Raw genomic sequence first — 23,261 nt, forward strand, 5'->3', positions numbered from 1 at the left:
GATTACTTGGAAGGCTTGTATTCTATGGCAGAAGCAAATTGCTGCAACGTGGATTGCGGCACCTCACCTAGCAAGGTAATCCAGAAATCGCCGCGGCGCTTGACGAGCACATGAGTCGCGCCGCTATTACCGGCGCCTTCCTTGCGCGCGCTTTTCTCCACCGGTTCGATAAAAACCGAGATGGCGGCGAGGCCGTCGGAGAACACGGCCTGATCGACCGGGATGGCCGGCTGGCCTGGCTGGCTCGACGCCATCGGACGGCGCAACTCGCGAATCTTGCGAAAGCCCGCGATATTCGGCGTGAGTTGCCAGCCTTGCGCTTCGATATCCACCGGCTGCACGGGAGGCCGCACCGTGGTCCAGCCCGCCGTGCTGCGCATGCCGCTTGCAATCGACGCCTTGTCGATCGCCCCGCCTATACGCACCTGAGAGAACGAAAGCTGTTCCAGCACCTGGCCGTCCGGATCGAGCGTCTGGGCGCGCAATAGCAAGCCAGTCTTGGCATCTGCCCAAAGCTTGTACGCGAACCGGTAAGAATCTTTTGGATCGAGTTCGAGCACTTGGCTTTCGAGCCCCGCCACGCGGTCGGTGCCCAAGAGCTTCGGTTCGTAGACGGACAGAACCTGATCGCCGCTCGTCGATAACAAAGCGGGAAAAGAATCCTTGCTCTGCCGATGTTCGACCACGAGCAGATGGCGCTCCGGGACGAACGTGTACATGTCGTCGTCGTGACGAAGCATGCGGCGCGGGGCGCCGTCGAGACTTTCGAGCGATTCGTATTCGCCGTCGCCGCGCGTGGCGACATGCGTGATGCGCGACGACTGCACCGTCGCACCGCGCTGATAAACGAAAGTACCCTCGTAATTCTGCTGCTGGGCCGCTTCGTGAATGCGGTTGAGCAGAGTGGCGGCTGTCTTGCGCTGGGCGGCGGGGTTGTCCCCCTGAGCGAAACTGCTCGATGCCGCCGCGAACAACGCGGCTGCGCAAAGCATCAACGCCGGCAGCCGCCCCCAATATCTAGTTTTATTCAACCGCACACTCGCCATCAGGTTATTGGCCCTGCGTCGTCACCGCCGCGCGAATCAAAGGCATGGAGCCGGGCATGGCCGGCTGCTGAGAGAACTGTTGATGCGCTTCGAGGTATTGATCGAGGCTCGCGTCGCGGATGATGTTCGCCTCCACCACCGGCGCGCGCGTGCTGACCGCCGGCACGGACGCCATGGCGACGCGCTGAACCGAGTCGCCCTGCGTGCTTGCCACTGGCGCGCCCAGACGGCTGTCGACGCCCTGCAACTGCGGCACGACGATCCACGTGAGCGTGGCAGCCGCCGCGGCAACGGCGAAAGCCGGCACGACACGACGGCGCAACATGCCACCACGCGCCTTCTGTGTCTGTGCCACCGCAGCTGGCGCCAGCACATGCGCCTCGGCCTCGAAACGCGCTGCAAACGCTGTCATGAACGCGCTGCTCTTCGCCGGGCTTTCTGCCAGATCGTCGGAACGCAGCGCGTCGCCGATCAGGTGATAGTCCGACCATGACGCGCGGTCATGGTTATTGAGTTCAGCAAGAAACTGGCTGATATTTCCGAGTTCGTCGAGCGACTCGCCATCCACGAACGCGGAAAGGCGCTCACCGCGCGAACTGTTATTCGATTGCACCGGAACCGACCCCATGATGCTCCCCATCTCTGACACCACCCCGTAGTGACACCAACTAACCCAGATATTGCGTCCCTGCCCCGGGGCGACGCGCTGCCTACCAGCGCTTGCCTTCAGGAGTGTCCAACAACGGACGCAATTTTGCCGCAATGGCTTCGCGAGCACGGAAAATTCTTGATCTGACGGTGCCGATTGGGCATGCCATCATTTCGGCGATTTCTTCGTAACTTAAACCCTCGATTTCCCGGAGCGTGATGGCGGTGCGTAATTCCTCGGGCAGCAGCGCCATCGCAGCATTGACCGTCTGGGCAATCTGCTTGCTCATCAACATCGACTCGGGCGTGTTGATATCCCTTAGTTGGTCTGCATCGGAGAAAGTTTCCGCTTCTTCTGCATCGGCTTCGGTAGAAGTTGGAGCGCGGCGTCCTTGAGTGGCAAGGTAATTCTTTGCCGTGTTGACCGCAATCCGGTAGAGCCAGGTGTAGAAGGCCGATTCGCCGCGAAACTGCGGTAGCGCGCGATAAGCCTTGATAAAGGCGTCCTGGGCGACGTCCTCGACCTCGGCGGGGTCGCGCACGAGGCGCGAGATCAGTCGAATGATCTTGCGGTGGTATTTGGCGACCAGCAGTTCGAACGCGGCCTTGTCACCTTTTTGGACACGCTCGACCAGCAATTGGTCGATTTCTTTTTCGCTCACCTGGGAAATCCGTTTCACTTTGGGGAGTTGCGCGGACGGCTATTGTAGCCTCCCGGCCTTCGCGTTATCCCGGATGCTCATCGACCGTTACAGTCTTTACAGGAAAGAACTGGCAGCGCGGCGGGCGCTGACTGAAAGCTGGCGGAAAGTATCGGCGTCAATCGAATCGGCGGCGATGAGCAGTGCTTCGCGGCGTTTTATTTCCGTCGATACGTCGAGCGCGAGCAAGCGCCCGCTCCACTGCGCGCAGCCGATGATGCGCCAATAGCGCGCGTTCCCGGCACGGTCCCAGACGGTCAAGCCATCTGCCTGCAGACCGATGGCCGCCGGTTGCCGACACGCCCAGCGCCGCGCAGCCAAACCGAGCGTAGCGACGCATGTTGCAGAGGCGGCGAAGGCATCGAACGCGCCGGCGTGCCCGTGTACGCACTGGAACACCGCGAAACCGGCGACGACGATGAACCCGAGCAGCGCGGCCTGCAGAAAACGCGACGGCCGCAGCGCGATGCGCGGCGGCGTGCCGGCATCCCGTTGCGGCCGATCGACAGACGCGTTCGTCATTCCGTTCCCGTCCCGACGAGCGCGCGTGCTCAGTGACGCTTGAAGACGAGCGAACCGTTCGTTCCGCCGAAGCCGAACGAATTTTTCACCGCGACGTCGATCTTCATTTCCCGCGCGGTGTTCGCGCAGTAGTCGAGGTCGCACTGCGGGTCCTGGTTGAAGATGTTGATGGTCGGCGGCGAAACCTGGTTATGGATCGCGAGCACGGTGAAGACCGACTCCAGCCCGCCCGCGCCGCCCAGCAAGTGGCCGGTCATCGACTTGGTGGAATTGACGACGACGCTCTTCGCGTGATCGCCGAGCGCGCGCTTGATGCCCGTGGTTTCCGCGATATCGCCGAGCGGCGTGGACGTGCCGTGCGCGTTCACGTAGTTCACTTCGTCGACATTGACCTTCGCGTTCTTCAACGCGTTGACCATGGCGCGACGGCCGCCGTCGCCGTCTTCGGGCGGTGCGGTCATGTGATAGGCGTCGCCGCTCATGCCGTAGCCGAGCACTTCCGCATAGATCTTCGCGCCGCGCGCCTTCGCGTGTTCGTACTCTTCGAGCACCATCACGCCCGCGCCTTCGCCAAGCACGAAGCCGTCGCGGTCGGTGTCCCACGGGCGGCTGGCCGTGGCGGGGTCGTCGTTACGCTGCGAGAGCGCGCGCGCCGCCGCAAAGCCGCCGATACCGAGCGGAGAAACCGTGGCTTCCGCGCCGCCCGCGATCATCACGTCCGCGTCGCCGTATTCGATCAAACGCGATGCTTCGCCGATGCAGTGCAAACCGGTCGTGCAAGCCGTGACGATGGCCAGATTCGGACCCTTGAGACCGAAGCGGATGGACAGATGACCGGAGATCATGTTGATGATCGACGCCGGCACGAAGAACGGCGAAATACGGCGCGGACCGCGGTTGAGCAGCTCGGTCTGGGTGACTTCGATCATCGGCAAGCCGCCGATGCCCGAACCCACCACCACGCCCACGCGCTCCGCGTTTTCCTCGGTTATTTCGAGGCCGCTGTCCTGCATGGCCTGCACGCCGGCCGCAAAGCCGTAATGGATGAAGGTATCCATGTGGCGCGCTTCCTTGGCGGGCATGTAGTCTTCGATGTTGAAGCCCTTCACTTCGCCCGCAAAACGCGTGGAGAAGTTCGTGGCATCGAACTTGGTGATGTTGGCGATGCCCGACTTGCCCGCGACCAGATTCGCCCAGCCGTCGGCAACGGTATTGCCGACAGGCGAAACGAGCCCAAGGCCTGTAACAACAACTCGACGACGGCTCACGATAACCCCTTATCCATAGAATGACGAAAAACAAAAGCCACAGCGGCCACAGGAAACCGCCCTGTGTGCCCTGTGGCTGTTAAATCGGTCTGAGCAGCGACAAAACATCTGGCTCGATGAGCGATGAGTCGCTGGCGCGTCCGGCCTTAGGCCTTGACGTTGGCGCGAGCGTAGTCGATTGCTTGCTGAACCGTGGTGATCTTTTCTGCCTCTTCATCGGGAATTTCCATGCCGAACTCGTCTTCCAGTGCCATCACCAGTTCGACGGTATCGAGCGAGTCAGCGCCGAGATCGTTGACGAACGAAGCTTCGTTCTTGATTTCAGCTTCGGCCACGCCAAGTTGTTCGGCGACGATCTTCTTCACGCGCTGTTCGATGTTGTCCATGCAGCCCTCCGAGGGATAAAAAGTTCAAAAATACGAGTGCGCGCATTTTATCAGGTTTGGACCCGCAAAATACGGCGCGTCAGTTCCATGCTGCGCTGCCCGACGCGCTCCTACAAGAGGGCTTGCCGGGCTTCACAGCGATTTTTTCTGCCACCGAGTCCGGCGGTGCGCGCCATGCCTTGAGCATTTTGCGCGCCCGTCTCGGCGCGGATATTAAGCGAAAAACGGCGAAATGCCTATTGCGCCCTTTCCTCGCCTTTACAGCTTTACATGTACATGCCGCCGTTCACGTGCAAGGTCGTGCCGGTGATGTATCCAGCGAACGGCGACGCCAGGAACGACACAGCATGCGCGATATCTTCCGGGCTGCCCAGTCGGCCAAGTGGTATCTGCGCGGTGAGCGCGGTGCGCTGCTCTTCGGGCAAAACCTTGGTCATGTCGGTATCGATGAAACCCGGCGCGATGCAGTTCACCGTAATGCCGCGGCTGCCGATCTCGCGTGCCAGCGCCCGCGTCATGCCCGCCACGCCCGCCTTCGCCGCCGCATAGTTGGCCTGGCCGGGATTGCCCGACGAGCCGACCACCGACGTGATGTTGATGATGCGCCCGCCACGCGCCTTCATCATCGGGCGCAGGACGGCGCGCGATAGACGAAACACGGCGCGCAGATTGGTGTCGATGACGGCGTCGAATTCGTCGTCTTTCATGCGCATGGCAAGCTGATCTTTGGTGATGCCCGCGTTGTTCACGAGAATGTTCAGGCCACCGAACTCCTTGACCGTGGACTCGATGAACGAGTCCGCGGCGGCTGCGTCGTTGACGTCGAGCACCGCGCCGCGACCCTTGCCGCCCGCTTGCTGCAACGCTTCGCCGATGCCGGCCGCGCCGCTTTCGCTCGTCGCCGTGCCGATGACCGTCGCGCCCTGCCGCGCGAGTTCCAGCGCGATTGCCCGGCCAATGCCGCGCGACGCGCCCGTGACGATAGCTACCTGATTGTCCAGATTCATTGTTCCACTCCGACTATGCAGCGATCAGTTTGCGCGTTTCTTCGAGCGATGCCGGATCGAAAATCGATCCGCCGACGAGGTTGCCGTCGATCCGCTTCGTGAGACCCGCGAGCACCTTGCCCGGACCGCATTCAATCACGTGCGTGACGCCTTCGCGCGCAATCGCCTGCACGCAATCGACCCAGCGCACCGGGCCTGCTGCCTGACGCACGAGCGCGTCCTTGATAGCGGCGGGATCGGAGACGTTTGCCACGTCGATGTTATTGATCAGCGGAATCCGCGGCGCCTCGATGTCGACCTTCGCGAGGTAATCGCGCAACTGGTCCGAAGCGGGCTTGAGCAGCGACGAATGAAACGGCGCGGAAACCGGCAGCGGCAGCGCGCGCTTCGCGCCCTTCGCCTTCGCGACTTCGCATGCCTTTTCGACGGCCGCCTTGGAGCCCGCGATCACGACTTGCGCCGGCGCGTTGAAGTTGACGGCTTCGACCACGCCCGCCGACGACGCTTCGGCGCAGACGGCGCGCACGGTGTCGTCGTCGAGACCCAGGATCGCGGCCATGCCGCCGACGCCCACCGGAACCGCGCTCTGCATTGCTTGCGCGCGGAATCGCACGAGCGGCACGGCATCCGCGAAAGCCAGCGCGCCGGCCGCGACGAGCGCGGTGTATTCGCCGAGGCTATGGCCTGCAACGATCGCCGGCTTCAGACCGGTTTGTGCTTCCCACACGCGGTAAATGGCATAAGCCGCCGTCAGCATGACGGGCTGTGTGTTGGTCGTGAGATTCAGCTCTTCGGCCGGACCTTCGGCGATCAGCTTGCCTAGATCCTGGCCGAGCGCATCGGATGCCTGCTGCACGGTGTCGCGCACGACGGCGTGATCGGCGAATGCGCTGAGCATGCCGATCGACTGCGAACCCTGGCCGGGGAAAACGAACGCAAATTTCATATCGTCCTCGTTGGATTGGAACGATCCGCCTCTCTGCGCCGGCCGGCAAATGGCCGACGCCGGCTGTGCTTGCGCCGCGCGCGCATGGTGCGGTCGCGGCGGCCTTTTCAGCGGATCGAATTCAGATTGATGGGGATCGAGAAGATTGAGAAAGAAAGCGAGTGGCTTGAGCGATCAATAGCGGAAGACCGACGCGCCCCACGTGAAGCCGCCGCCCACGCCTTCGATCAGCACGTTCTGGCCACGCTTGATACGCCCGTCGCGCACGGCGACATCGAGCGCAAGCGGAATCGACGCCGCCGACGTATTGCCATGCTCGCCCACCGTCACGACCATGCGCTCCTGCGGCAGATGCAGCTTGCGGCAAGTGCTCTGCATGATGCGGATATTGGCTTGATGGGGGATCAGCCAGTCGATGTCGTTCGGCGTGAGCTTCGCTTTCTCCAGCGCTTCGATAGCCACTTTTTCGAGCACGTTGACGGCGAGCTTGAACACCGCCTGGCCATCCATGTGCAGGAACGCGCTGCCTGAAATCACGCCGCCGTTCACGTTGCCCGGCGTGCAGAGAATGTCGGAATAGCTGCCGTCCGCATGCAGCGCGCTCGACAGCACGCCCGCTTCCTCGGACGCCTGCAGCACGACCGCGCCCGCGCCGTCGCCGAACAGCACGCAGGTCGTGCGGTCCTTGAAGTCGAGAATGCGCGAGAACGTTTCCGCGCCGACGACGAGCGCCGTGCGATTCAGACCGCTGCGAATGAAACTGTCCGCCGTCGCGACGCCATAAGCGAAACCGGAACAGACGGCCTGCACGTCGAACGCCGCGCCGTTGTTTTTGATGCCGAGCTTGTTCTGCAAGAGACACGCCGTGCTCGGAAACACGAAGTCCGGCGTGGAGGTTGCCACGATGATGAGATCGATGGATTGCGGGTCGATGCCCGCCGCCTCGATGGCTCGTTGCGATGCGACCAGCGCAAGATCGCTCGTGGTTTGATCGGGAGCCGCAAAGTGCCGTGCGTGAATGCCGGTTCGCGCGACGATCCATTCGTCGCTCGTCTCGACGCCTTCTTTAGCGAGACGGTCCGCCAATGCCTGATTCGTAACGCGCTCGGCCGGCAGATAGCTGCCTGTGCCGAGCACTCGAGCGTAAAGATTGGATTGAGCCATTATGCCTTCGAGTGTAGCGCAGTCCCCGAGGCGTCCGGCGGATTCGGACGCGAGTTCGGCTGCGGGTTCAGTTCCGTCGCGACGCCGCTTGCGGCATCGGTGGCGGAAGTGCTCGCGGCGCCTTCGCGCGCGGCAGGCGCATTCTCCTCCATTGCGCGCACGAGACGTTCGAGCACACCATTTTTGACGGCATCATACCCGCGTTTGATGGCCCACTCAAACCCGAAGGCTTCGGCCGATCCGTGGCTCTTGATCACGAGGCCGCGCAATCCCAGCAAGGCGGCGCCGTTATATTGCGCGGGATCGACGCGCTTCTTGAAACGCTTGAGAACGGGCAGCGCCACGAGCGCCATCAGCTTGCTCGGCAGGTTGCGGCTGAACTCTTCCTTGATGATGTCGGCGAGCATTTTCGCGAGACCTTCGGAAGTCTTCAACGCGACATTGCCGACGAAGCCGTCGCAGACCACGACATCGGTCGTGCCTTTATAGATGTCGTTGCCTTCCACGTTACCGTAGAAGTTGAGCGTGCTCGCACGCAGCAGTTCGCCCGCGCGCTTGATCGTTTCGTTGCCCTTGATGACTTCTTCGCCGATATTGAGCAAGCCGATGGTCGGCCGCTCGCGCCCTTCGATCGCCGAAACGAGCGCATGGCCCATTTCCGCGAACTGCAGCAGATGCTCGGGTTCGCAGTCGACATTGGCGCCGAGATCGAGCACGGTGGTGTAGCCCTTCTGGCTCGGCATGGCGAACGCGATGGCCGGCCGCTCGATACCGGCGAGCGTTTTCAACACATAGCGGGAGACCGCCATGAGCGCGCCGGTGTTGCCGGCGGAGATGCAGGTTTGCGCCTCGCCCTCTTTGACGAGGTTGAGCGCGACGCGCATCGACGAATCTTTCTTCTTGCGCAGCGCGACTTCGACGGGGTCGTCCATGGCGACGACTTCGGTCGCGGGAACGACGGTCAGGCGTGGTTCGTCCAGCGCCTTCAATTTTTTCAATTGCGCGCGAATGGACTGCTCGATGCCAACGAGCATCAGATGCGCGTCGGGATGCGCGCGCACGAAATTGACGGCAGCGGGAACGGTCACGGCCGGACCGTGATCGCCTCCCATGCAGTCAATGGTTATCTTTACGGTCATGGGAAGCGACGAATTTCAGGCACAAAAAAGCGGCAGTGAAATGCCGCCTTCTTGTCGTACCGGGAAAGTGTCAAAAGCGTAGCAGGCGCGAGCGTCCGCTGTGCGGTGACGCATCAGGCCAAGCGCGAAACGCTTAGTCGTTCTTCGTCTTGACGACTTTCTTGCCACGATAGTAGCCATTCGGGCTCACGTGGTGACGCAGATGCACTTCACCCGTGCTCGGCTCAACTGCCAGCGGCGCTGCGTTGAGGAAGTCGTGGGAACGGTGCATGCCGCGCTTCGACGGCGACTTCTTGTTTTGCTGAACTGCCATGATTACTCCAGAAAAATTTTGCGAATTCTAACACAGCCCGAACCGCCGACAGCCCTCGACCTGCAGGCCATCGGGTTGATCGTGAGCGCTTCGCGCCACCAGTTTGTTGCGTGCTGCCGATCCTGCTAGAGCTTTGCCCCGGCTCATTGCCAACATTGCCAAGGCTCGAGCTTCGAGTCCGTTCAATGCTTCTTGTCGTCCTTGAGTTTCTGCAGAACGGCAAACGGATTGGGCTTGTCCGATTTTCCAGAAGCGCCCGGTTCGCCGTCCGCTTTGCCTGCTTCGTCACCGTCTTCGCCCTGGAGCAGACTTTCATGCACCTTGGGGCAGACGTTGTGCTTCGGCACGAGCGGCAAGGCCAACAACAACTCTTCTTCGATCAAGTCGATCAGATCGAACTGATGCGAGCCTACGATCACATCGACTTCATCGTCATCGAGCGGATACTCGTCCGCTTCTTCTTCCGTCGCCACGATCCGATCAGTCGCATCGACATCGAGATGCTGCGAATACGGCAAAAGACAGCGCTGGCACATCAGATAAACCGAGCCGTGCACCGCGAGGCGCAAATAAGGCTGCGGCGCTTCCGTGCCGTTGTCCTGCAATTCCGGCTGGGTCGATCCCTCGGCCTGCCAGGTGAACACCGTGTCGCGGTCTGGCGCATCCGCCGGCACTTCGGCTAACATGCGCGGCAGTTGCGAAACGCGGACCGCGCCCGCTGCCTGCCTGCCGCTCTTGGCAAAATCGTAAAGATCGAGCGCGCGCGGATTGGCGGGGCTCGCAGGTTTGCCAGGATTCTGAGTCATGTGCGCTCCTGCTATGTGCCGTGCGTTGTTCGTACGTGTTTCGTTCGGGTGCGGTCGGCGCTTCGGTTAGCGCTTGAGTCTGCACTTGGCTACGCGCCCGCTGCTACAGTCCGGTACTGCTACGAATCAGTATGCACCGCCCGGTGCCAAAAGGCAGGCGTGGCTTGCCCGGATTTGCAGCACGACGTCAAACGTGCTTTGTTTGCGTCACCTTGTTGTGCCGCCTTCGTTGATTCCGCGGTACTACGATACTAGTTATCCCTTACCGACTCACCGGCTAGGACGCCCAAGCACTGTACCGATGAAAAGCCCAAAACTATAACGGCTTTGTTCTTTCGAGTCAAACACTTAAGGACTCGTTCGCAACCCGTCGTTTTTCACCCATTTTTGCTGATTTCCGTTTATGTCCGACGTTTTTGCTTCGTCTTCGCCCACGCGGCGCCTGGTTCTGGCGTCGGGTTCGCCATATCGGCGCGAGTTATTGGCGCGTTTGCGCATACCTTTCGATGTCATCGTGTCCGGTGTCGATGAAACGCCGCTTGCCGGCGAATCGCCCGAGGCAACGGCCGTGCGTCTTTCCATCGCCAAGGCGCGCGCGGCGGCCGTCGAGGCGCCGGGCGCGCTCGTGATCGGCTCTGATCAGGTCGCGACCTTCGACGGACGTCAGATCGGCAAGCCCGGCACGCACGACAACGCCGTCGCGCAACTGCGCGCGATGCGCGGCCGCGGCGTCGACTTCCACAGCGCGCTGTGCGTGTTCGACAGCGCCACGGAAAGCGTGCAATCGGCCGATATCGTCACCCGCGTGCAGTTTCGCGATTACACGGACGCCGAAATCGAAGCCTACCTTCGCGCCGAAACGCCCTACGACTGCGCGGGCAGCGCCAAGTCCGAAGGGCTCGGCATTGCATTGCTCGATGCGATCGACTCCGACGATCCCACCGCGCTCATCGGCCTGCCGCTCATCGCGCTGAGCAAGATGTTGCGCGCGGCCGGTTTCCCCCTTCTCGGAGCGGCAGCATGAGCGGCGTCCTTTATCTGATCCCCAATACGCTTGGCGAAGGCGATGCCGAAGCACTCGCGCAAGTGCTGCCCGAGCCGGTGCGCGCGCAGGCAGCCGCGCTAGGTTATTACATCGGCGAGAACGCCAAGACGACGCGCGCATTCCTCAAGAAAGTAGGCACGACGCGGCCGATTCAGGAAATCGAGGTTCGGGAGCTGAACGTCAATACGCCGCCCGGCGAAATCGACAAACTGCTCGCGCCGATTCTCGCCGGCGCCGACGCGGGACTCGTCTCGGAAGCCGGCTGCCCCGCCGTCGCCGATCCGGGCGCGCTGCTCGTGCGGCGCGCGCATCAGCGAGGCGTGAAGGTCGTGCCGTTCGTCGGACCGAGTTCAATTCTGCTCGCGCTCATGGCGTCGGGCATGAACGGCCAGAGCTTCGCGTTCAACGGCTATCTTCCCGTGGATGCCGCCGAGCGCGGCAAGCGCCTGCGCGAGCTGGAACAACTGTCGCGCAAGGCGAACCAGACGCAGATTTTCATCGAAACACCGTATCGCAATCGGGCGATGCTGGACACGCTCATCGCGACCTGCGCGCCATCGACGCTGATCTGCGTCGCGGTGGATTTGACGCTGCCGGGCGAAACCATCGTGACGCGCACGGCAGCGGACTGGAAGAAGCAAGCCGCGCCGGAATTGCACAAACGGCCGGCGATTTTTCTGTTGCTGGGGGCTTGAGGTCGGTGCGGTCAGGCGTGGGTTTGTGCGCTGCTCGCCCTCACGCCCTCACCGCACCTGCACCTTCCCGCCAAGCGTCAACGCCCGCACCGCCGCATCGCCGACAGAAGCGCCAAAGCGCTTCACCACCTTCTCGCCGATGCTTTCCTTCTGCGTGTAATCGACGATATCCGGCTGCTTGATGATCTCGCGCGCGACGTAGCTGGCGTCGCCGAAACCATCCGCGAGTCCAAGCTGGACGCTCTTCTCGCCTGTCCAGAACTCTCCCGAAAACAAGTCAGGATCGTCCTTCAGACGCGTGCCGCGCCCCTGTTTCACCGCGTCGATGAACTGCGCGTGGATCTGATCGAGCATGTCCTGGGCGTGCGCGGTCATCTGCGGCGTCTCGGGCGAAAACGGATCGAACGAACCCTTGTTCGCGCCCGCCGTATGCATGCGGCGCTGGATGCCGAGCTTGTCCATCAGCCCGGTGAAGCCGAAACCGTCCATCAGCACGCCAATCGAGCCGACGATGCTCGCCTTGTCCACGTAGATCTTGTCCGCCGCCGCCGCGACGTAATAGCCGCCCGACGCGCACATGTCATCGACGACGACGTAAAGCGGCGTCTTCGGATACTTCGCCCGCAAACGCTTGATTTCGCGATAAATAATGCCCGCCTGCACCGGCGAGCCGCCCGGACTGTTGATGCGCAAAATCACGCCCGCCGTGCCGTCGTCCTCGAACGCGCTTTCGAGCGCGCCGCCGATGTTGTCGGCGCTGGCATCGCCATTACTCGAAATCTCGCCCTGCAAGTCGATGAGTGCGGTGTGGCGCGTACTCTTGGCGACGTGGTCGCCGGTCAGATCGAACACGCGCCAGGCGATCACGGCAATCACCGCGAGAAATACGAAGCGAAAGAAAATGCGCCAGCGCCGCGCCGCACGCTGCTCGCGAACGGATGCCAGCGCGATGCGTTCGAGCGCCTCGCGCTCCCAATTGTCATTGCCGCGATCGTTACCGCGCGGGTTTTGAGGAAAGTTGTCGGACATGCGTTTGCCTTCTGGTCGTCAAACCAGCTCAAGGAAAAATGGGGATTCAGGCCGGGCGCAGCGTGTCGTCGGGCAGCCAGAAGACCGCGCGGCCTTCGGGCGTGTCGCGTTCCTCGACGGCGAGTGCGCGCAGACGCACGCCGCGGCACGGACCGCCGACGCACTTGCCCGTGTCGGGCTCGTAGATCGCGCCGTGCGTTGCGCACATCAAGTATAGGCCCGAGCTTTCGAAGAACTGGCCTTCGACCCAGTCCAGTTCCATCGGGACATGCGCGCAGCGGTTGAGGTAGCCGAAAGGTTTGCCGTCGTAGCGCACGAAGAACACCACCGCTTCGCCGCTCGCGTCCGCCGCGTTCAGGCGCCGGCCCGCGCCGCCGTCGACGAGTTCATCGGCGGCGCACACGCGCACGGCGTTCGCGGCTTGCGTCGGCTCGCTCATGCGTGCTCCCGCAGCCAGCCCGCCAGAGACGCGATGCTATCCGCGCAGAACTTCGGTTCCAGCTTCGTCAGCGAATCTGCCGGATGCGCGCCGTAGCCCACGCCGATGCCCGCCGCGCCCGCGTTGATCGCCATCTGCAGGTCGTGCGTGGTGTCGCCGATCATCACCGTGCGCGACAAATCCTGGCCGAGTTCGCGCGTGAGTTCGTGGAGCATGGCCGGATGCGGCTTCGAGAAGGTTTCGTCGGCGCAGCGCGTGGCGTCGAAATGGCTCGTGAGGCGCGACTCGTCGAGCGCGCGGTTCAGTCCGACACGGCTCTTGCCCGTCGCCACTGCGAGAAAATAGCCCTCTTCGCGCAGTTCCCGAAGTAACTCGCGCACGCCAGTGAAAAGTTCGGTCGTCTGGCCGGTCGTCAAAAAGTGATAGCGATAACGCTCGGCCAGACGCGGATAGTCGGAAGGATCGAGCGTGGGCGCGCAAATCTGCAGCGCGTCCCTGAGGCCGAGGCCGATCACGTAGCTCGCGGATTCATCGGCCGGAACTGGCAGCCCCAGATCGCGGCATGCCGCCTGAATGCTGCGCGTGATGTGCGCGGTCGAATCCATCAAGGTGCCGTCCCAGTCGAAGACGATCAAATCGAATTGCTGCCGCGCCATGTAACGTGTCTCACTGTTGATCTTGGTTTAAGAGCTTGAGCTGGTCGATGCAGCGCCGGCATTCCGCCGGCAGCGGCGCTTCGAGCTGCAGCGGCTCGCCGGTCGCCGGATGCGTGATTTTCAGTCGATAAGCGTGCAAAAACATGCGTTTGAGCGACGGTTTCGCGTTCGGACGCGCGAGCTCCTTGTTCAGCGCGAAATCGCCGTATTTGGCATCGCCCGCAATAGGCAGGCCGAGACTCGCCATATGTACGCGAATCTGGTGCGTGCGGCCGGTTTTAAGTTCGGCCTCGACCCAGGCGTAGTCGTCCCAGCGCTCGATCAGATTGAAAACCGTATGTGATGGCAGACCGTTCTCCTGAATCCGCACGCGCCGCTCGCCGTCCGCCGCCACGTACTTGTGCAGCGGCTCCTTGACGATACGCCGCCGTCCCCAGTCGCTTGGCCAGTCGCCATGTCCGAGCGCGTAGTAACGTTTGTCGACGCGATTCTCACGAATCTGCTCGTGCAGATTGACGAGCGCCGCACGCTTTTTGGCAAGCATGAGCACGCCGGACGTCTCGCGATCCAGCCGATGCACGAGTTCGAGAAATTTCGCGTGCGGGCGCGCGTTGCGCAATTGTTCGATGACGCCGAACGCCACGCCGCTTCCGCCGTGTACCGCGACGCCCGACGGTTTGTCGATGACGATCAAATGGTCGTCCTCGAAAATGATGGGGAATTCAGCGGCCGGCGCGTTCGACGACAGCGGTTTTTCATCCGGCTGCGCGACACGAATGGGCGGCACGCGCACGAGATCGCCGATTTCGAGCCGGTACGCGGAATCGATTCGGCCTTTGTTCACGCGCACTTCGCCACTGCGCAGAATTCGGTAAATATGGCTTTTGGGCACGCCCTTGCAGACGCGCAATAGAAAATTGTCGATGCGCTGACCGGCAGCGGTTTCGTCGATTTCGATCATCGACACCTGCTCGCTTGCGACCTGTTTATGGGATGTTTTGCCTAACTCATTCATTCTGAATATAATTTGCGAGCAGTCTGAAAAACAGCGTGACACGAAAACCGTGGCTGCGAACTATCAGACTGTACAGGTGCAAGCAATAAACCATCATTTTACTTGCGCCCAGGGCCGGTTGCTCGCCCGGAAAATCGAGCAACAAGTTGCACGCACGGCGATATCACCGGCAGGGACGGGGCCCACAGGCGCGTTCGGTCGAGTGATCGTCGATCGGTAACGGATTTTTGGTCAAAAAGAATTTTTATCGGCGAGAAGCGATGGCGCCCGGTCGTTGAAGTCGGTCGCCCGCCCAGATTTTCCCCTGCCATCGAGCAACGGGACGAACGGCAAATCGAAGCTCGCCGATTGCGAACAACTCGCGACGACATCGCGGCTGCGCTGATTCCGGCGAAGCGCGATAGCAGTTAAAAAACGTCGCAGTGAGGCGAGACATGCGGCACGCCAGCGGAGCTTTCGGGTCTGCGGCCGTGCCAGCGCGGTCAGGCAAGGGTCGAGGTCGGCGAAGAAGCATCGCGCGAAATTACGCGAGGCCGCCCTCCTGCATTGCCGCCGTCGGAGGAGAAGGCTCTGTTCGAAGAGCGCAGCGGGTTTGGCGCGTCTAATTTGAGACGCGAAACCCCCGGCGCCGCCGTTTTTCCTCGACGCGTTTTACCGCGCAGCGCACCGTATCGGCGCGCCTCCCAGTTGTCGCAAGGTGCCCCACGGCCCGGCCCGCTCATGCGCCCGTGCCCGCTTTCGGCAATTCTCCCGCCAGAAGTCCCGCTCCAGCGTGCTTTGTGACAACACACAAAAAGCGCGGCACGCTCGCCCTCCCGCTTCGCCCGCCGATGTTCGACCACGGGTTCGAACTCCGCGCCGATTCGCAAGATGAGGGACGGCAGAGCCGCTCTGGAGCCGTTCAATGAAACGCATGCTGTTTAATGCGACGCAGCAGGAAGAACTCCGCGTCGCCATCGTCGATGGGCAGAAGCTCATCGATATCGACATCGAAACCGCCGGGCGCGAACAGCGCAAAGGCAACATCTACAAGGGAGTCGTCACCCGCATCGAGCCGTCGCTCGAAGCCTGTTTCGTCAACTACGGCGAGGACCGCCACGGTTTTCTGCCGTTCAAGGAAGTCGCCCGCCAATATTTTCGCGACGGCATCGAGATGCGCTCCGCGCGCATTCAGGACGCGCTGCGCGAAGGCCAGGAGCTGATCGTTCAGGTCGAAAAGGAAGAGCGCGGCAACAAGGGCGCGGCGCTGACCACGTTCATTTCGCTCGCCGGACGCTATCTCGTCCTGATGCCGAACAACCCGCGCGGCGGCGGCGTGTCGCGCCGGATCGAAGGCGACGAGCGGCAGGAACTGCGCGAAACCATGGCGCAGCTCGAACTGCCGGAAGGCATGAGCATCATCGCGCGCACGGCGGGAATCGGACGCTCGGCCGAAGAACTCCAGTGGGACCTGAATTACCTGATGCAACTGTGGCGCGCGATCGAAGCCGCGTCGCAGAGCGGCGTCGCCGGCCAGCCCATGCTGATTTATCTCGAATCGAGCCTCGTCATTCGCGCGATTCGCGACTATTTCCAGCCGGATATCGGCGAAATTCTCATCGACACGACCGAAATCCATGATCAGGCGCGCGCCTTCATGGACATCGTGATGCCCGACAACCTGCAAAAGGTGAAGCGCTATCACGACGACGTGCCGCTGTTCTCGCGTTTCCAGATCGAGCATCAGATTGAAACCGCGTACTCGCGCACGGTGCCGCTGCCTTCGGGCGGCGCGATCGTGATCGATCACACCGAGGCGCTCGTCGCCATCGACGTGAACTCGGCGCGCGCGACCAAGGGCGCCGACATCGAGGAAACCGCCACGCGCACCAATCTGGAAGCCGCCGACGAAGTCGCGCGCCAGTTGCGTCTGCGCGATCTGGGCGGGCTGATCGTGATCGACTTCATCGACATGGAGTCGGCAAAGAGCCAGCGCGAGGTCGAACAGCGCCTGAAAGACGCGCTCAAGCACGACCGTGCGCGCGTACAAATGGGCAAGATTTCTCGCTTCGGGTTGATGGAACTGTCGCGTCAGCGGCTGCGTCCGGCACTCTCCGAAGGCAGCCACGTCACCTGCCCGCGTTGTAACGGCACGGGCCATATCCGCGATACCGAGTCGTCCGCGCTGCAAGTGCTGCGGATCATTCAGGAAGAAGCGATGAAGGAAAACACCGCGGCGATTCATTGCCAGGTGCCGGTCGAAGTGACCGCCTTCCTGTTGAACGAAAAGCGCTCGGAAATCAACAAGATCGAGTCGCGCTTCAAGGTCAACGTCGTTCTGATCCCGAACAAGCATCTGGAGACGCCGCATTACAAGCTGGAGCGTCTGCGTCACGACGATGCCCGTCTCGACGAACCGCGCGCCTCGTGGAAGATGGCAGTGGAAGCGGCAACCGAGATGGAATCGGAAACCGGCTACAGCAAACGCACCGAGGAAGTAAAGCCGAAGCAGGAAGCGGCGGTCAAGGGCATCACGCCCGAGAAGCCCGCGCCGAGCGCGCCGGTCAAACCGGCGCCGGTCGAGGCCGCGCCCGTTGCAGCGACGCGGGAGCCGGCGAGCGGCGGGTTCATCGCGTGGATCAAGAACCTGTTCGGCATTCAGCCTGAAGTCAAACCGGCGCCCGCGCCGGTCGAAGCGCAACCCGCCACGCGCGCGCCACGCGAGCGCCCGGAGCGCGGCGAACGCACGGGCGGCGGCGATCGCAACCGTAATCGCCGTGGCGGTGCGAATCGCGATGGCGCGGCCGTGGGCGCCGCTGCCGGCGCAAACGGCGTGAATGGCGCGGTTGGCGGCGGCAATGGCACGGGCCGTCAAGGCGCACGCCGTGAAGACCGCGAGGCGCGTCCGGGTCGCGAAGGCCGTGAATTGCGCGAAGTTCGTGAGCCGCGTGAAGCACGCGAAGGACGTGAAGGACGCGAACCCCGCGAGGCGCGCGAGCCGCGTGAGGCACGTGAGCCGCGCGAACGCAATCAGGACCGAAACGCCGAACGCGCACCGCGCGCCGAGGCTGCGGAGCGTCCGGAACGACGCGAGCGTGCGGATCGCGGCGAGCGTGGTGAACGTGGCGATCGTGCGGAACGCACCGAGCGTCCGGAACGTGGCGAGCGTCGCAAGCCGCAGGCCGAAACCGCCGTCGAAGCACTGACGCCAAGCGAAGCGGTGCCGTCGGAGATCGTCGAAACGGCGCAAACCGACGACGACTTCGCGCAGCAAAACGGTCTCGACGCGGTGTCGGCGGAACAAGCCGCGCGTGATGGCGAAGAGCGTCGTCGCCGCCGTCGCGGTCGTCGTGGCGGTCGTCGCGAACGTGAAGATGACGGCACGACGGTGAATCACGCCGCCGATGTCGCCGAAGCGGAAGGCGCAGCCGAAAGCATGTCGGCGCAAGCTGGCGTATTCGATGCCGAAGCCGCGCAAGAAGCCGCCGCGCGTCGCGAACCGCGTCCGGCCGTTGCCGCGCCGCAGCCTGTCGCCGAACGCAGCGTGGAGAAGGCGCCCGAGCAAGCCGTCGCTGCACCGGTGCAAGCGCCTGTGCGCGTCGAGCAGCCGTCGCAGACCGAGGCTATCGAAGCGAACGCGCAGTTGAAGGCGACGACGCCCGAACCGGCGCCGGAGTTTTTCGCGAAGCCGGATGCGTCGCTCGCGGTCGATAACCCGTTCGGCCCGACGCCGAAACTCGCGGAAACGAAGCCCGCCGATCCTTTCGCGCCTGCCACGTCTGCTGCTCCCGCAGCCGTGGAAGAAGCGAAGCCTGTCGAAGTGGCCGCGCCTGTCGAAACCGCGAAGCCAGTCGAAACGGCCAAGCCGGCCGAAGCTCCGGCTGAGGCAATCGCGGAAACGCCGTCCGCCGAAGCCGCGCCGGTACGGGCCGAACCCGCCGAACCCGTCAAGGTCGCCGCGGTTGCAGCGACGCCTGAGGCGACTTCGGTTCCGCCCGTGCAGGTCCAGGCCGTGGAAACGGTGACGACTGAAAGCGTGATCGAAACGGCAGTGGCTTCGCAGCCCGTCGCAGTGGAAGCAGAGCCGGTGAAAGCCGCCGCGCCCGCGGCTGCACCGGCCGCGACGCCGGTATCGACGGAAGCGTTGCAGCCGATGCTCGAATCCGCCGGCCTCGTCTGGGTCAACACGGACGCCGGCAAGCTGCGCGACGCCAACGCCGCAGCCGAGCGCGAAGCCGCGCCGGCACGCGTGCCGCGCGAGCGCAAGCCGCTGCCGCCTGTGAGCGCCGCGCCGATGCAGCAAGTGGAAACCGGCAAAGACGCGCAGTAAGCGTAGTGCCGCCGCCGGGCGTTCCACGGGACGCCCGTTGCGCAGGAAAAACGCCATCGGCTAACGTCGATGGCGTTTTTTTTTACGCCTAGGTATGGAAAGCCTGTACCAAAGGGTAAGACGACTGGTTCGCCGCGTTCCGCTAAAATGGCTGCGTGCTTTTACTATTCGAACAAGCCTCCGAGCCGAGCAAGACCGCCGCCATGTCCCGACGCATCATCCCCTTAGCCGATGTCAGCGCCATTCCGGATTTTTCCGGCGCGGTGGCATTGCCATCCGGGTTGCTGACGGACACGCTCGCGCGTCCGCTGCGCGATCTGCGCATTTCGGTCACGGATCGCTGCAACTTCCGCTGCGTCTACTGCATGCCGCGCGACGTGTTCGACAAGGACTACCCGTTTCTGCCGCATTCCGCCCTGCTCTCGTTCGAGGAAATCGAGCGGCTGGCGCGCGTCTTCGTGGCCCACGGCGTCGAAAAAATCCGTTTGACGGGCGGTGAGCCGCTACTGCGCAAGAACATCGAATTTCTGATCGAACGACTCGCGCTTCTGCGCACGCCCGAAGGCCGTCCGCTCGATCTCACGCTGACCACCAACGGATCGCTGCTCGCGCGCAAGGCACGTTCGCTCAAGGAAGCGGGGCTGTCGCGCGTCACGGTCAGTCTGGATGCGCTCGACGACACGCTCTTTCGCCGCATGAACGACGCCGATTTCGCCGTGGCCGACGTGCTCGACGGCATCGAAGCCGCGCAGTCGGCGGGCCTTTTGCCGATCAAGGTCAACATGGTCGTCAAGCGTGGCACGAACGATCAGGAAGTCGTGCCGATGGCGCGTCACTTCAAGGGCAGCGGCGTGGTGTTGCGCTTCATCGAATACATGGATGTCGGTGCGTCGAACGGCTGGAACATGAGCGAGGTGTTGCCGTCCGCGCAAGTCGTCGAGCGGATCGCCGAACACTTCGCGCTCGCGCCGCTCGAAGCGCATACGGCCGCCGAAACCGCGCAACGCTGGGGCTATCTCGACGGAAGCGGAGAGATCGGCGTGATTTCGAGCGTCACGCGCGCGTTCTGCGGCACTTGCACGCGCGCGCGGCTCTCGACCGAAGGCAAGCTGTACCTCTGCCTTTTCGCCACGTCCGGCCACGATCTGCGCGCGCTCATTCGCGGCGGCGCGAGCGATGCCGACGTCGCCAACGCCGTTGCGCACATCTGGCACGCGCGCGGCGATCGCTACTCGCAATTGCGCGGCAGCGCGGCGGGAAACGCGCGCCGTGAAGCGCCGCGCGTCGAGATGTCGTACATCGGCGGTTGATGCCCGTGGCTCCGGAAAATCAGACTACCGGACTCGTGCTCGCGGGCGGACGCGGCTCGCGCATGGGCGGCGTCGACAAGGGACTACAGCTCCTGCGCGACGAACCGCTCGCGTTGCATGTGCTGCGCCGCCTCGCGCCGCAGACGGACGCCATGCTCATCAGCGCGAATCGTTCGGGCGACGACTACGCTCGGCTCGCTACGCGTTTCGATGCACGCGTCATCGCCGATTCGCTCGCCGATTATCCCGGCCCGCTTGCCGGCATCGCCACTGCATTGCGCGCGGCGCACACCGAGTTCGTGCTGACCGCGCCTTGCGACGCGCCTTTCGTCGATCCGCAACTCGGCACCACGTTGCGACGCGCGCTCGACGAACATGGCGCGGACATCGCTTATGCGGCGACCGTCGATACGGACGAAACGCGCATCGCGCATCCGGTTTTCGCGCTGATTCGAACCTCGCTCGCCGACGATCTCGACGCCTGGCTTGCCGCCGGCGAACGCAAGGTCCGTGCGTGGTACGCGCGCCACAAGGCGGTGCAAGTGCCATTTCACGATGATCGCGCGTTTTACAATATCAATGATTTGCATCAGCTAGCTGAACTGGCGCGTCGTTAGCCACGCGCATTCGTTCAGGTTCAGCCGGTTCCAGCATCGCTGTCCTTCCCGACTTCGGTCGCGACCATTCCGATTCATGACCACGTCCAGGCCCTTCTCCGCTTGCGTCACTTACTACGATCCGAATGCGCTGCCGGTTGCGGCCGCGCAGGAAATCGTTCGTCAGTGGGCCATGCCGCGTGGAAATGCCGGGCGTGTCGAACGCGTAAATCTTTATGAAGCGCTCGGCCGCGTGCTCGCCGAAGACGTGATCTCGCCCATCGATGTTCCGGCATTCGACAACTCCGCAATGGACGGCTACGCGTTCAAAAGCGCCGCGCTCAATGCCGCGCGCGATGCCGTCGAACTGAACGTCGCGGGTATCGCGCTCGCCGGACGTCCCTTCAGCGCCGAACCCAACGCGGCTCAATGCGTGCGCATCATGACGGGTGCGCTGATTCCGCCGGGCTGCGACACCGTCGTGCCGCAAGAACTCGTCACGCGCGCTGATGACGTCATTCGCTTCCCATCAACCGTCGTAAGCGAAGGCCAGAACCGGCGGCTCGCTGGCGAAGACTTGGCTCGCGGAAAGGCCGCTTTGCAAGCAGGCCGTATCGTGCGTGCGTCCGACCTCGGTTTGCTCGCGTCGCTCGGAATCGCCGAAGTCGCGGTGCGGAAGCGTCTCGTCGTCGCGTTCTTTTCCACGGGCGACGAATTGCGCTCCGTCGGCGAACCGCTTGCGCCCGGCAGCCTTTACGACAGCAACCGCTACACCCTTTTCGCGATGCTGCGCCGCCTCGACGTCGAGACGGTCGATCTGGGCATCGTGCGCGACGACCGGGCATCGTTGGAGAAGGCGTTGCGCGAAGCGGCGCAAGCAGCGGATGTCGTCATCAGCTCGGGAGGCGTCTCCGTTGGCGACGCCGATTTCACGCGCGAACTGATGAACTCGCTCGGCGACGTCGCGTTCTGGAAGATCGCCATGCGTCCCGGCCGCCCGCTCGCATTCGGCCGCTTGTGGTCGGGACCGCGCGCGGGCACGGGCGAATCGGCGCTCTTCTTCGGCTTGCCGGGGAACCCCGTTGCCGTGATGGCCACGTTCTACTTCATCGTCCGTGAAGCCTTGCTGGCCATGTCGGGCGCCGCACGCCAGCCGCTCATCGAGATTCGCGCGACCTGCGCCGAGCCGATCAAAAAGCGCGCGGGCCGCACGGAATTTCAGCGCGGCATTGCAAGCCGCCGCGCCGACGGTCAATGGAGCGTCGTGACCACCGGGCCGCAAGGTTCAGGCGTGCTGAGTTCCATGAGCCGGGCCAATTGCTTCATCGTGCTCGAACACGATCGCGGCAATCTCGAAACGGGCGATTCCGTAAATATCGTGCCGTTCGACGGCCTCGTTTGAGCACGCCAAAAAGTACAGCGACGCGATCACCACCATTTTTTATCGATAGACGGGTTTTTAGTCCATGAAAAAGCAGATCTCATCCATTGCACCCGGACAGACGGCCAAGGCCCTGATCCTCGTGTATCTGACTTTCAGCGTGCCGATCGTGCTGCTCGGCGTGGTGGTCGCGTTCGTGCGATACGGCTCGGTGGAAGTGAGCACGGTCACGAGCGCGCTGCTGCTCAACGCAATCCTTGGTTTCGTGCTGTTGTGGATTGCGTGCCATGCTTATAACTGGGTGGCGTCGCGTTTCGGCGGCATAGAAATCGTGTTGTCCGACGCACCGGAGGAAGCGTGAGCGGCGCGTCGATTCGCCCCGCCACGCCCGCCGATATCGGTGCGATCTACGCGCTGATGTACGAACTCGCGGAATTCGAGAAGCTCACGCATTTGTTTATCGCGACCGAAGACGGCGTGCGCGATGCGCTCTTCGGCGCGCGTCCGTCAGCCGAAGCGCTGGTCGCCGAACAGGCGGGCGAAGCGGTCGGCTATGCGCTCTTCTTCTATAACTTCTCCACGTTTCTCGGCAAGCGCGGGCTGTATCTGGAAGATCTCTACGTACGCCCGACGTTGCGCGGCAGCGGCCTCGGCACGCAGATGCTCAAGCGGCTTGCGGCACTCGCGGTCGAGCGTCAGTGCGGCCGCTTCGAATGGTCGGTGCTGGACTGGAATCAGAACGCCATCGACTTCTATGAAAAGATGGGCGCAACCGTATTGCCGGACTGGCGCATCGTGCGTATCACGGGTGAGTCGCTGGAGCGGTTGGCTTCGTAGACG

Annotated in this window: 24 protein-coding genes; 8 read left to right on the forward strand and 16 right to left on the reverse strand. The window is 63.0% G+C overall.

Translation table 11 applies throughout. The features are described 5' to 3' along the window. Positions 1-2 precede the first annotated feature (2 nt). The 12 genes from QCE79_RS10240 to QCE79_RS10295 form a co-directional block, all read right to left on the reverse strand. Positions 3-1,046: a MucB/RseB C-terminal domain-containing protein gene (locus QCE79_RS10240; RefSeq protein WP_250509302.1), complete on the reverse strand. Its 1,044-nt coding sequence runs from the start codon at positions 1,044-1,046 to the stop codon at positions 3-5. A gap of 4 nt (positions 1,047-1,050) precedes the next feature. Further along, positions 1,051-1,674 carry a sigma-E factor negative regulatory protein gene (locus tag QCE79_RS10245; protein WP_309843926.1) on the reverse strand — a complete coding sequence of 208 codons (624 nt, stop codon included), beginning with the start codon at positions 1,672-1,674 and terminating at the stop codon, positions 1,051-1,053. A gap of 82 nt (positions 1,675-1,756) precedes the next feature. Continuing rightward, positions 1,757-2,356, reverse strand: coding sequence for an RNA polymerase sigma factor RpoE (gene rpoE / locus QCE79_RS10250; RefSeq protein WP_244825810.1), 600 nt, complete (start codon positions 2,354-2,356; stop codon positions 1,757-1,759). 96 nt (positions 2,357-2,452) lie between these two features. Then, complete coding sequence (locus QCE79_RS10255) at positions 2,453-2,917, reverse strand: protein YgfX (protein WP_309843929.1); 465 nt, start codon at positions 2,915-2,917, stop codon at positions 2,453-2,455. Positions 2,918-2,946: 29 nt separating this feature from the next. Further along, positions 2,947-4,185 carry a beta-ketoacyl-ACP synthase II gene (gene fabF / locus QCE79_RS10260; protein ID WP_250509305.1) on the reverse strand — a complete coding sequence of 413 codons (1,239 nt, stop codon included), beginning with the start codon at positions 4,183-4,185 and terminating at the stop codon, positions 2,947-2,949. A gap of 146 nt (positions 4,186-4,331) precedes the next feature. Continuing rightward, on the reverse strand, positions 4,332-4,571 hold the full coding sequence (gene acpP / locus QCE79_RS10265; RefSeq protein ID WP_004197638.1) for an acyl carrier protein: 240 nt from the start codon (positions 4,569-4,571) through the stop codon (positions 4,332-4,334). A gap of 266 nt (positions 4,572-4,837) precedes the next feature. After that, entirely contained in the window at positions 4,838-5,578 is a 741-nt protein-coding gene (fabG, locus tag QCE79_RS10270) for a 3-oxoacyl-ACP reductase FabG (protein WP_244825814.1), read from the reverse strand. Between the two features lie 13 nt (positions 5,579-5,591). Further along, positions 5,592-6,524: an ACP S-malonyltransferase gene (gene fabD, locus QCE79_RS10275; RefSeq protein WP_309843933.1), complete on the reverse strand. Its 933-nt coding sequence runs from the start codon at positions 6,522-6,524 to the stop codon at positions 5,592-5,594. Between the two features lie 174 nt (positions 6,525-6,698). Further along, entirely contained in the window at positions 6,699-7,688 is a 990-nt protein-coding gene (locus QCE79_RS10280) for a beta-ketoacyl-ACP synthase III (RefSeq protein ID WP_244825818.1), read from the reverse strand. Next, complete coding sequence (gene plsX, locus QCE79_RS10285; RefSeq protein ID WP_244825820.1) at positions 7,688-8,827, reverse strand: phosphate acyltransferase PlsX; 1,140 nt, start codon at positions 8,825-8,827, stop codon at positions 7,688-7,690. Before plsX ends, QCE79_RS10280 begins: the two co-directional genes overlap by 1 nt. 133 nt (positions 8,828-8,960) lie before the next feature. Then, the gene (gene rpmF, locus QCE79_RS10290; RefSeq protein ID WP_007741736.1) at positions 8,961-9,140 is read right to left on the reverse strand and encodes a 50S ribosomal protein L32; all 180 of its coding nucleotides are present in this window, start codon (positions 9,138-9,140) and stop codon (positions 8,961-8,963) included. 182 nt (positions 9,141-9,322) lie between these two features. After that, positions 9,323-9,946: a YceD family protein gene (locus tag QCE79_RS10295; protein WP_309843936.1), complete on the reverse strand. Its 624-nt coding sequence runs from the start codon at positions 9,944-9,946 to the stop codon at positions 9,323-9,325. Positions 9,947-10,349: 403 nt separating this feature from the next. On the opposite strand from QCE79_RS10295, the gene QCE79_RS10300 reads away from it, so the two are divergent. Next, positions 10,350-10,970 (forward strand): Maf-like protein, encoded by a 621-nt coding sequence (locus QCE79_RS10300; RefSeq protein ID WP_309843937.1) that lies wholly within the window; start codon positions 10,350-10,352, stop codon positions 10,968-10,970. Next, on the forward strand, positions 10,967-11,686 hold the full coding sequence (locus tag QCE79_RS10305) for an SAM-dependent methyltransferase (protein ID WP_250509308.1): 720 nt from the start codon (positions 10,967-10,969) through the stop codon (positions 11,684-11,686). Before QCE79_RS10300 ends, QCE79_RS10305 begins: the two co-directional genes overlap by 4 nt. A gap of 48 nt (positions 11,687-11,734) precedes the next feature. On the opposite strand, the gene QCE79_RS10310 is transcribed toward QCE79_RS10305, so the two are convergent. The 4 genes from QCE79_RS10310 to QCE79_RS10325 are packed head-to-tail and all read right to left on the reverse strand — an operon-like array spanning position 11,735 to position 14,825. Next, a complete protein-coding gene (locus QCE79_RS10310) occupies positions 11,735-12,715 on the reverse strand; it encodes a S49 family peptidase (RefSeq protein ID WP_244825826.1) in 981 nt (326 codons plus the stop codon). Positions 12,716-12,761: 46 nt separating this feature from the next. Beyond that, entirely contained in the window at positions 12,762-13,154 is a 393-nt protein-coding gene (locus QCE79_RS10315) for a Rieske 2Fe-2S domain-containing protein (protein ID WP_309843941.1), read from the reverse strand. Then, the gene (locus QCE79_RS10320) at positions 13,151-13,810 is read right to left on the reverse strand and encodes an HAD-IA family hydrolase (RefSeq protein WP_250465272.1); all 660 of its coding nucleotides are present in this window, start codon (positions 13,808-13,810) and stop codon (positions 13,151-13,153) included. The genes QCE79_RS10315 and QCE79_RS10320 overlap by 4 nt, the downstream gene beginning before the upstream one ends. Before the next feature lie 10 nt (positions 13,811-13,820). After that, on the reverse strand, positions 13,821-14,825 hold the full coding sequence (locus QCE79_RS10325) for an RluA family pseudouridine synthase (protein WP_309845280.1): 1,005 nt from the start codon (positions 14,823-14,825) through the stop codon (positions 13,821-13,823). Between the two features lie 904 nt (positions 14,826-15,729). Here QCE79_RS10325 and QCE79_RS10330 point away from each other — a divergent pair. The 6 genes from QCE79_RS10330 to QCE79_RS10355 all read left to right on the forward strand — a co-directional run bounded on the left by QCE79_RS10330 (position 15,730) and on the right by QCE79_RS10355 (position 23,258). Next, positions 15,730-19,134, forward strand: coding sequence for an Rne/Rng family ribonuclease (locus QCE79_RS10330; protein WP_309843946.1), 3,405 nt, complete (start codon positions 15,730-15,732; stop codon positions 19,132-19,134). Between the two features lie 203 nt (positions 19,135-19,337). Further along, positions 19,338-20,444, forward strand: a complete 1,107-nt coding sequence (moaA, locus tag QCE79_RS10335; protein ID WP_244825835.1) for a GTP 3',8-cyclase MoaA — start codon at positions 19,338-19,340, stop codon at positions 20,442-20,444. Between the two features lie 62 nt (positions 20,445-20,506). Continuing rightward, on the forward strand, positions 20,507-21,061 hold the full coding sequence (gene mobA, locus QCE79_RS10340) for a molybdenum cofactor guanylyltransferase MobA (RefSeq protein ID WP_309845281.1): 555 nt from the start codon (positions 20,507-20,509) through the stop codon (positions 21,059-21,061). 76 nt (positions 21,062-21,137) lie between these two features. Next, a complete protein-coding gene (gene glp / locus QCE79_RS10345) occupies positions 21,138-22,442 on the forward strand; it encodes a gephyrin-like molybdotransferase Glp (protein ID WP_309843950.1) in 1,305 nt (434 codons plus the stop codon). A gap of 64 nt (positions 22,443-22,506) precedes the next feature. Beyond that, positions 22,507-22,782, forward strand: coding sequence for a hypothetical protein (locus QCE79_RS10350; protein WP_049655276.1), 276 nt, complete (start codon positions 22,507-22,509; stop codon positions 22,780-22,782). After that, positions 22,779-23,258 carry a GNAT family N-acetyltransferase gene (locus tag QCE79_RS10355; RefSeq protein ID WP_309843952.1) on the forward strand — a complete coding sequence of 160 codons (480 nt, stop codon included), beginning with the start codon at positions 22,779-22,781 and terminating at the stop codon, positions 23,256-23,258. Before QCE79_RS10350 ends, QCE79_RS10355 begins: the two co-directional genes overlap by 4 nt. Positions 23,259-23,261 lie beyond the last annotated feature (3 nt).

This window comes from Caballeronia sp. LZ003 (assembly GCF_031451465.1).
GTDB lineage: Bacteria > Pseudomonadota > Gammaproteobacteria > Burkholderiales > Burkholderiaceae > Caballeronia.

Bases quoted from the DNA above. Each gene is read 5' to 3' on its own strand.
- moaA (WP_244825835.1), top strand. From the start codon at position 19,338: ATGTCCCGACGCATCATCCCCTTAGCCGATGTCAGCGCCATTCCGGAT.
- QCE79_RS10255 (WP_309843929.1), bottom strand. From the start codon at position 2,917: ATGACGAACGCGTCTGTCGATCGGCCGCAACGGGATGCCGGCACGCCG.
- glp (WP_309843950.1), top strand. From the start codon at position 21,138: ATGACCACGTCCAGGCCCTTCTCCGCTTGCGTCACTTACTACGATCCG.
- QCE79_RS10245 (WP_309843926.1), bottom strand. From the start codon at position 1,674: ATGGGGTCGGTTCCGGTGCAATCGAATAACAGTTCGCGCGGTGAGCGC.
- QCE79_RS10300 (WP_309843937.1), top strand. From the start codon at position 10,350: ATGTCCGACGTTTTTGCTTCGTCTTCGCCCACGCGGCGCCTGGTTCTG.
- QCE79_RS10315 (WP_309843941.1), bottom strand. From the start codon at position 13,154: ATGAGCGAGCCGACGCAAGCCGCGAACGCCGTGCGCGTGTGCGCCGCC.
- QCE79_RS10280 (WP_244825818.1), bottom strand. From the start codon at position 7,688: ATGGCTCAATCCAATCTTTACGCTCGAGTGCTCGGCACAGGCAGCTAT.
- fabG (WP_244825814.1), bottom strand. From the start codon at position 5,578: ATGAATCTGGACAATCAGGTAGCTATCGTCACGGGCGCGTCGCGCGGC.
- QCE79_RS10350 (WP_049655276.1), top strand. From the start codon at position 22,507: ATGAAAAAGCAGATCTCATCCATTGCACCCGGACAGACGGCCAAGGCC.
- fabD (WP_309843933.1), bottom strand. From the start codon at position 6,524: ATGAAATTTGCGTTCGTTTTCCCCGGCCAGGGTTCGCAGTCGATCGGC.
- QCE79_RS10295 (WP_309843936.1), bottom strand. From the start codon at position 9,946: ATGACTCAGAATCCTGGCAAACCTGCGAGCCCCGCCAATCCGCGCGCG.
- QCE79_RS10310 (WP_244825826.1), bottom strand. From the start codon at position 12,715: ATGTCCGACAACTTTCCTCAAAACCCGCGCGGTAACGATCGCGGCAAT.
- QCE79_RS10325 (WP_309845280.1), bottom strand. From the start codon at position 14,825: ATGAATGAGTTAGGCAAAACATCCCATAAACAGGTCGCAAGCGAGCAG.
- QCE79_RS10330 (WP_309843946.1), top strand. From the start codon at position 15,730: ATGAAACGCATGCTGTTTAATGCGACGCAGCAGGAAGAACTCCGCGTC.
- QCE79_RS10240 (WP_250509302.1), bottom strand. From the start codon at position 1,046: ATGGCGAGTGTGCGGTTGAATAAAACTAGATATTGGGGGCGGCTGCCG.
- plsX (WP_244825820.1), bottom strand. From the start codon at position 8,827: ATGACCGTAAAGATAACCATTGACTGCATGGGAGGCGATCACGGTCCG.
- mobA (WP_309845281.1), top strand. From the start codon at position 20,507: ATGGGCGGCGTCGACAAGGGACTACAGCTCCTGCGCGACGAACCGCTC.
- QCE79_RS10320 (WP_250465272.1), bottom strand. From the start codon at position 13,810: ATGGCGCGGCAGCAATTCGATTTGATCGTCTTCGACTGGGACGGCACC.
- QCE79_RS10305 (WP_250509308.1), top strand. From the start codon at position 10,967: ATGAGCGGCGTCCTTTATCTGATCCCCAATACGCTTGGCGAAGGCGAT.
- acpP (WP_004197638.1), bottom strand. From the start codon at position 4,571: ATGGACAACATCGAACAGCGCGTGAAGAAGATCGTCGCCGAACAACTT.
- rpmF (WP_007741736.1), bottom strand. From the start codon at position 9,140: ATGGCAGTTCAGCAAAACAAGAAGTCGCCGTCGAAGCGCGGCATGCAC.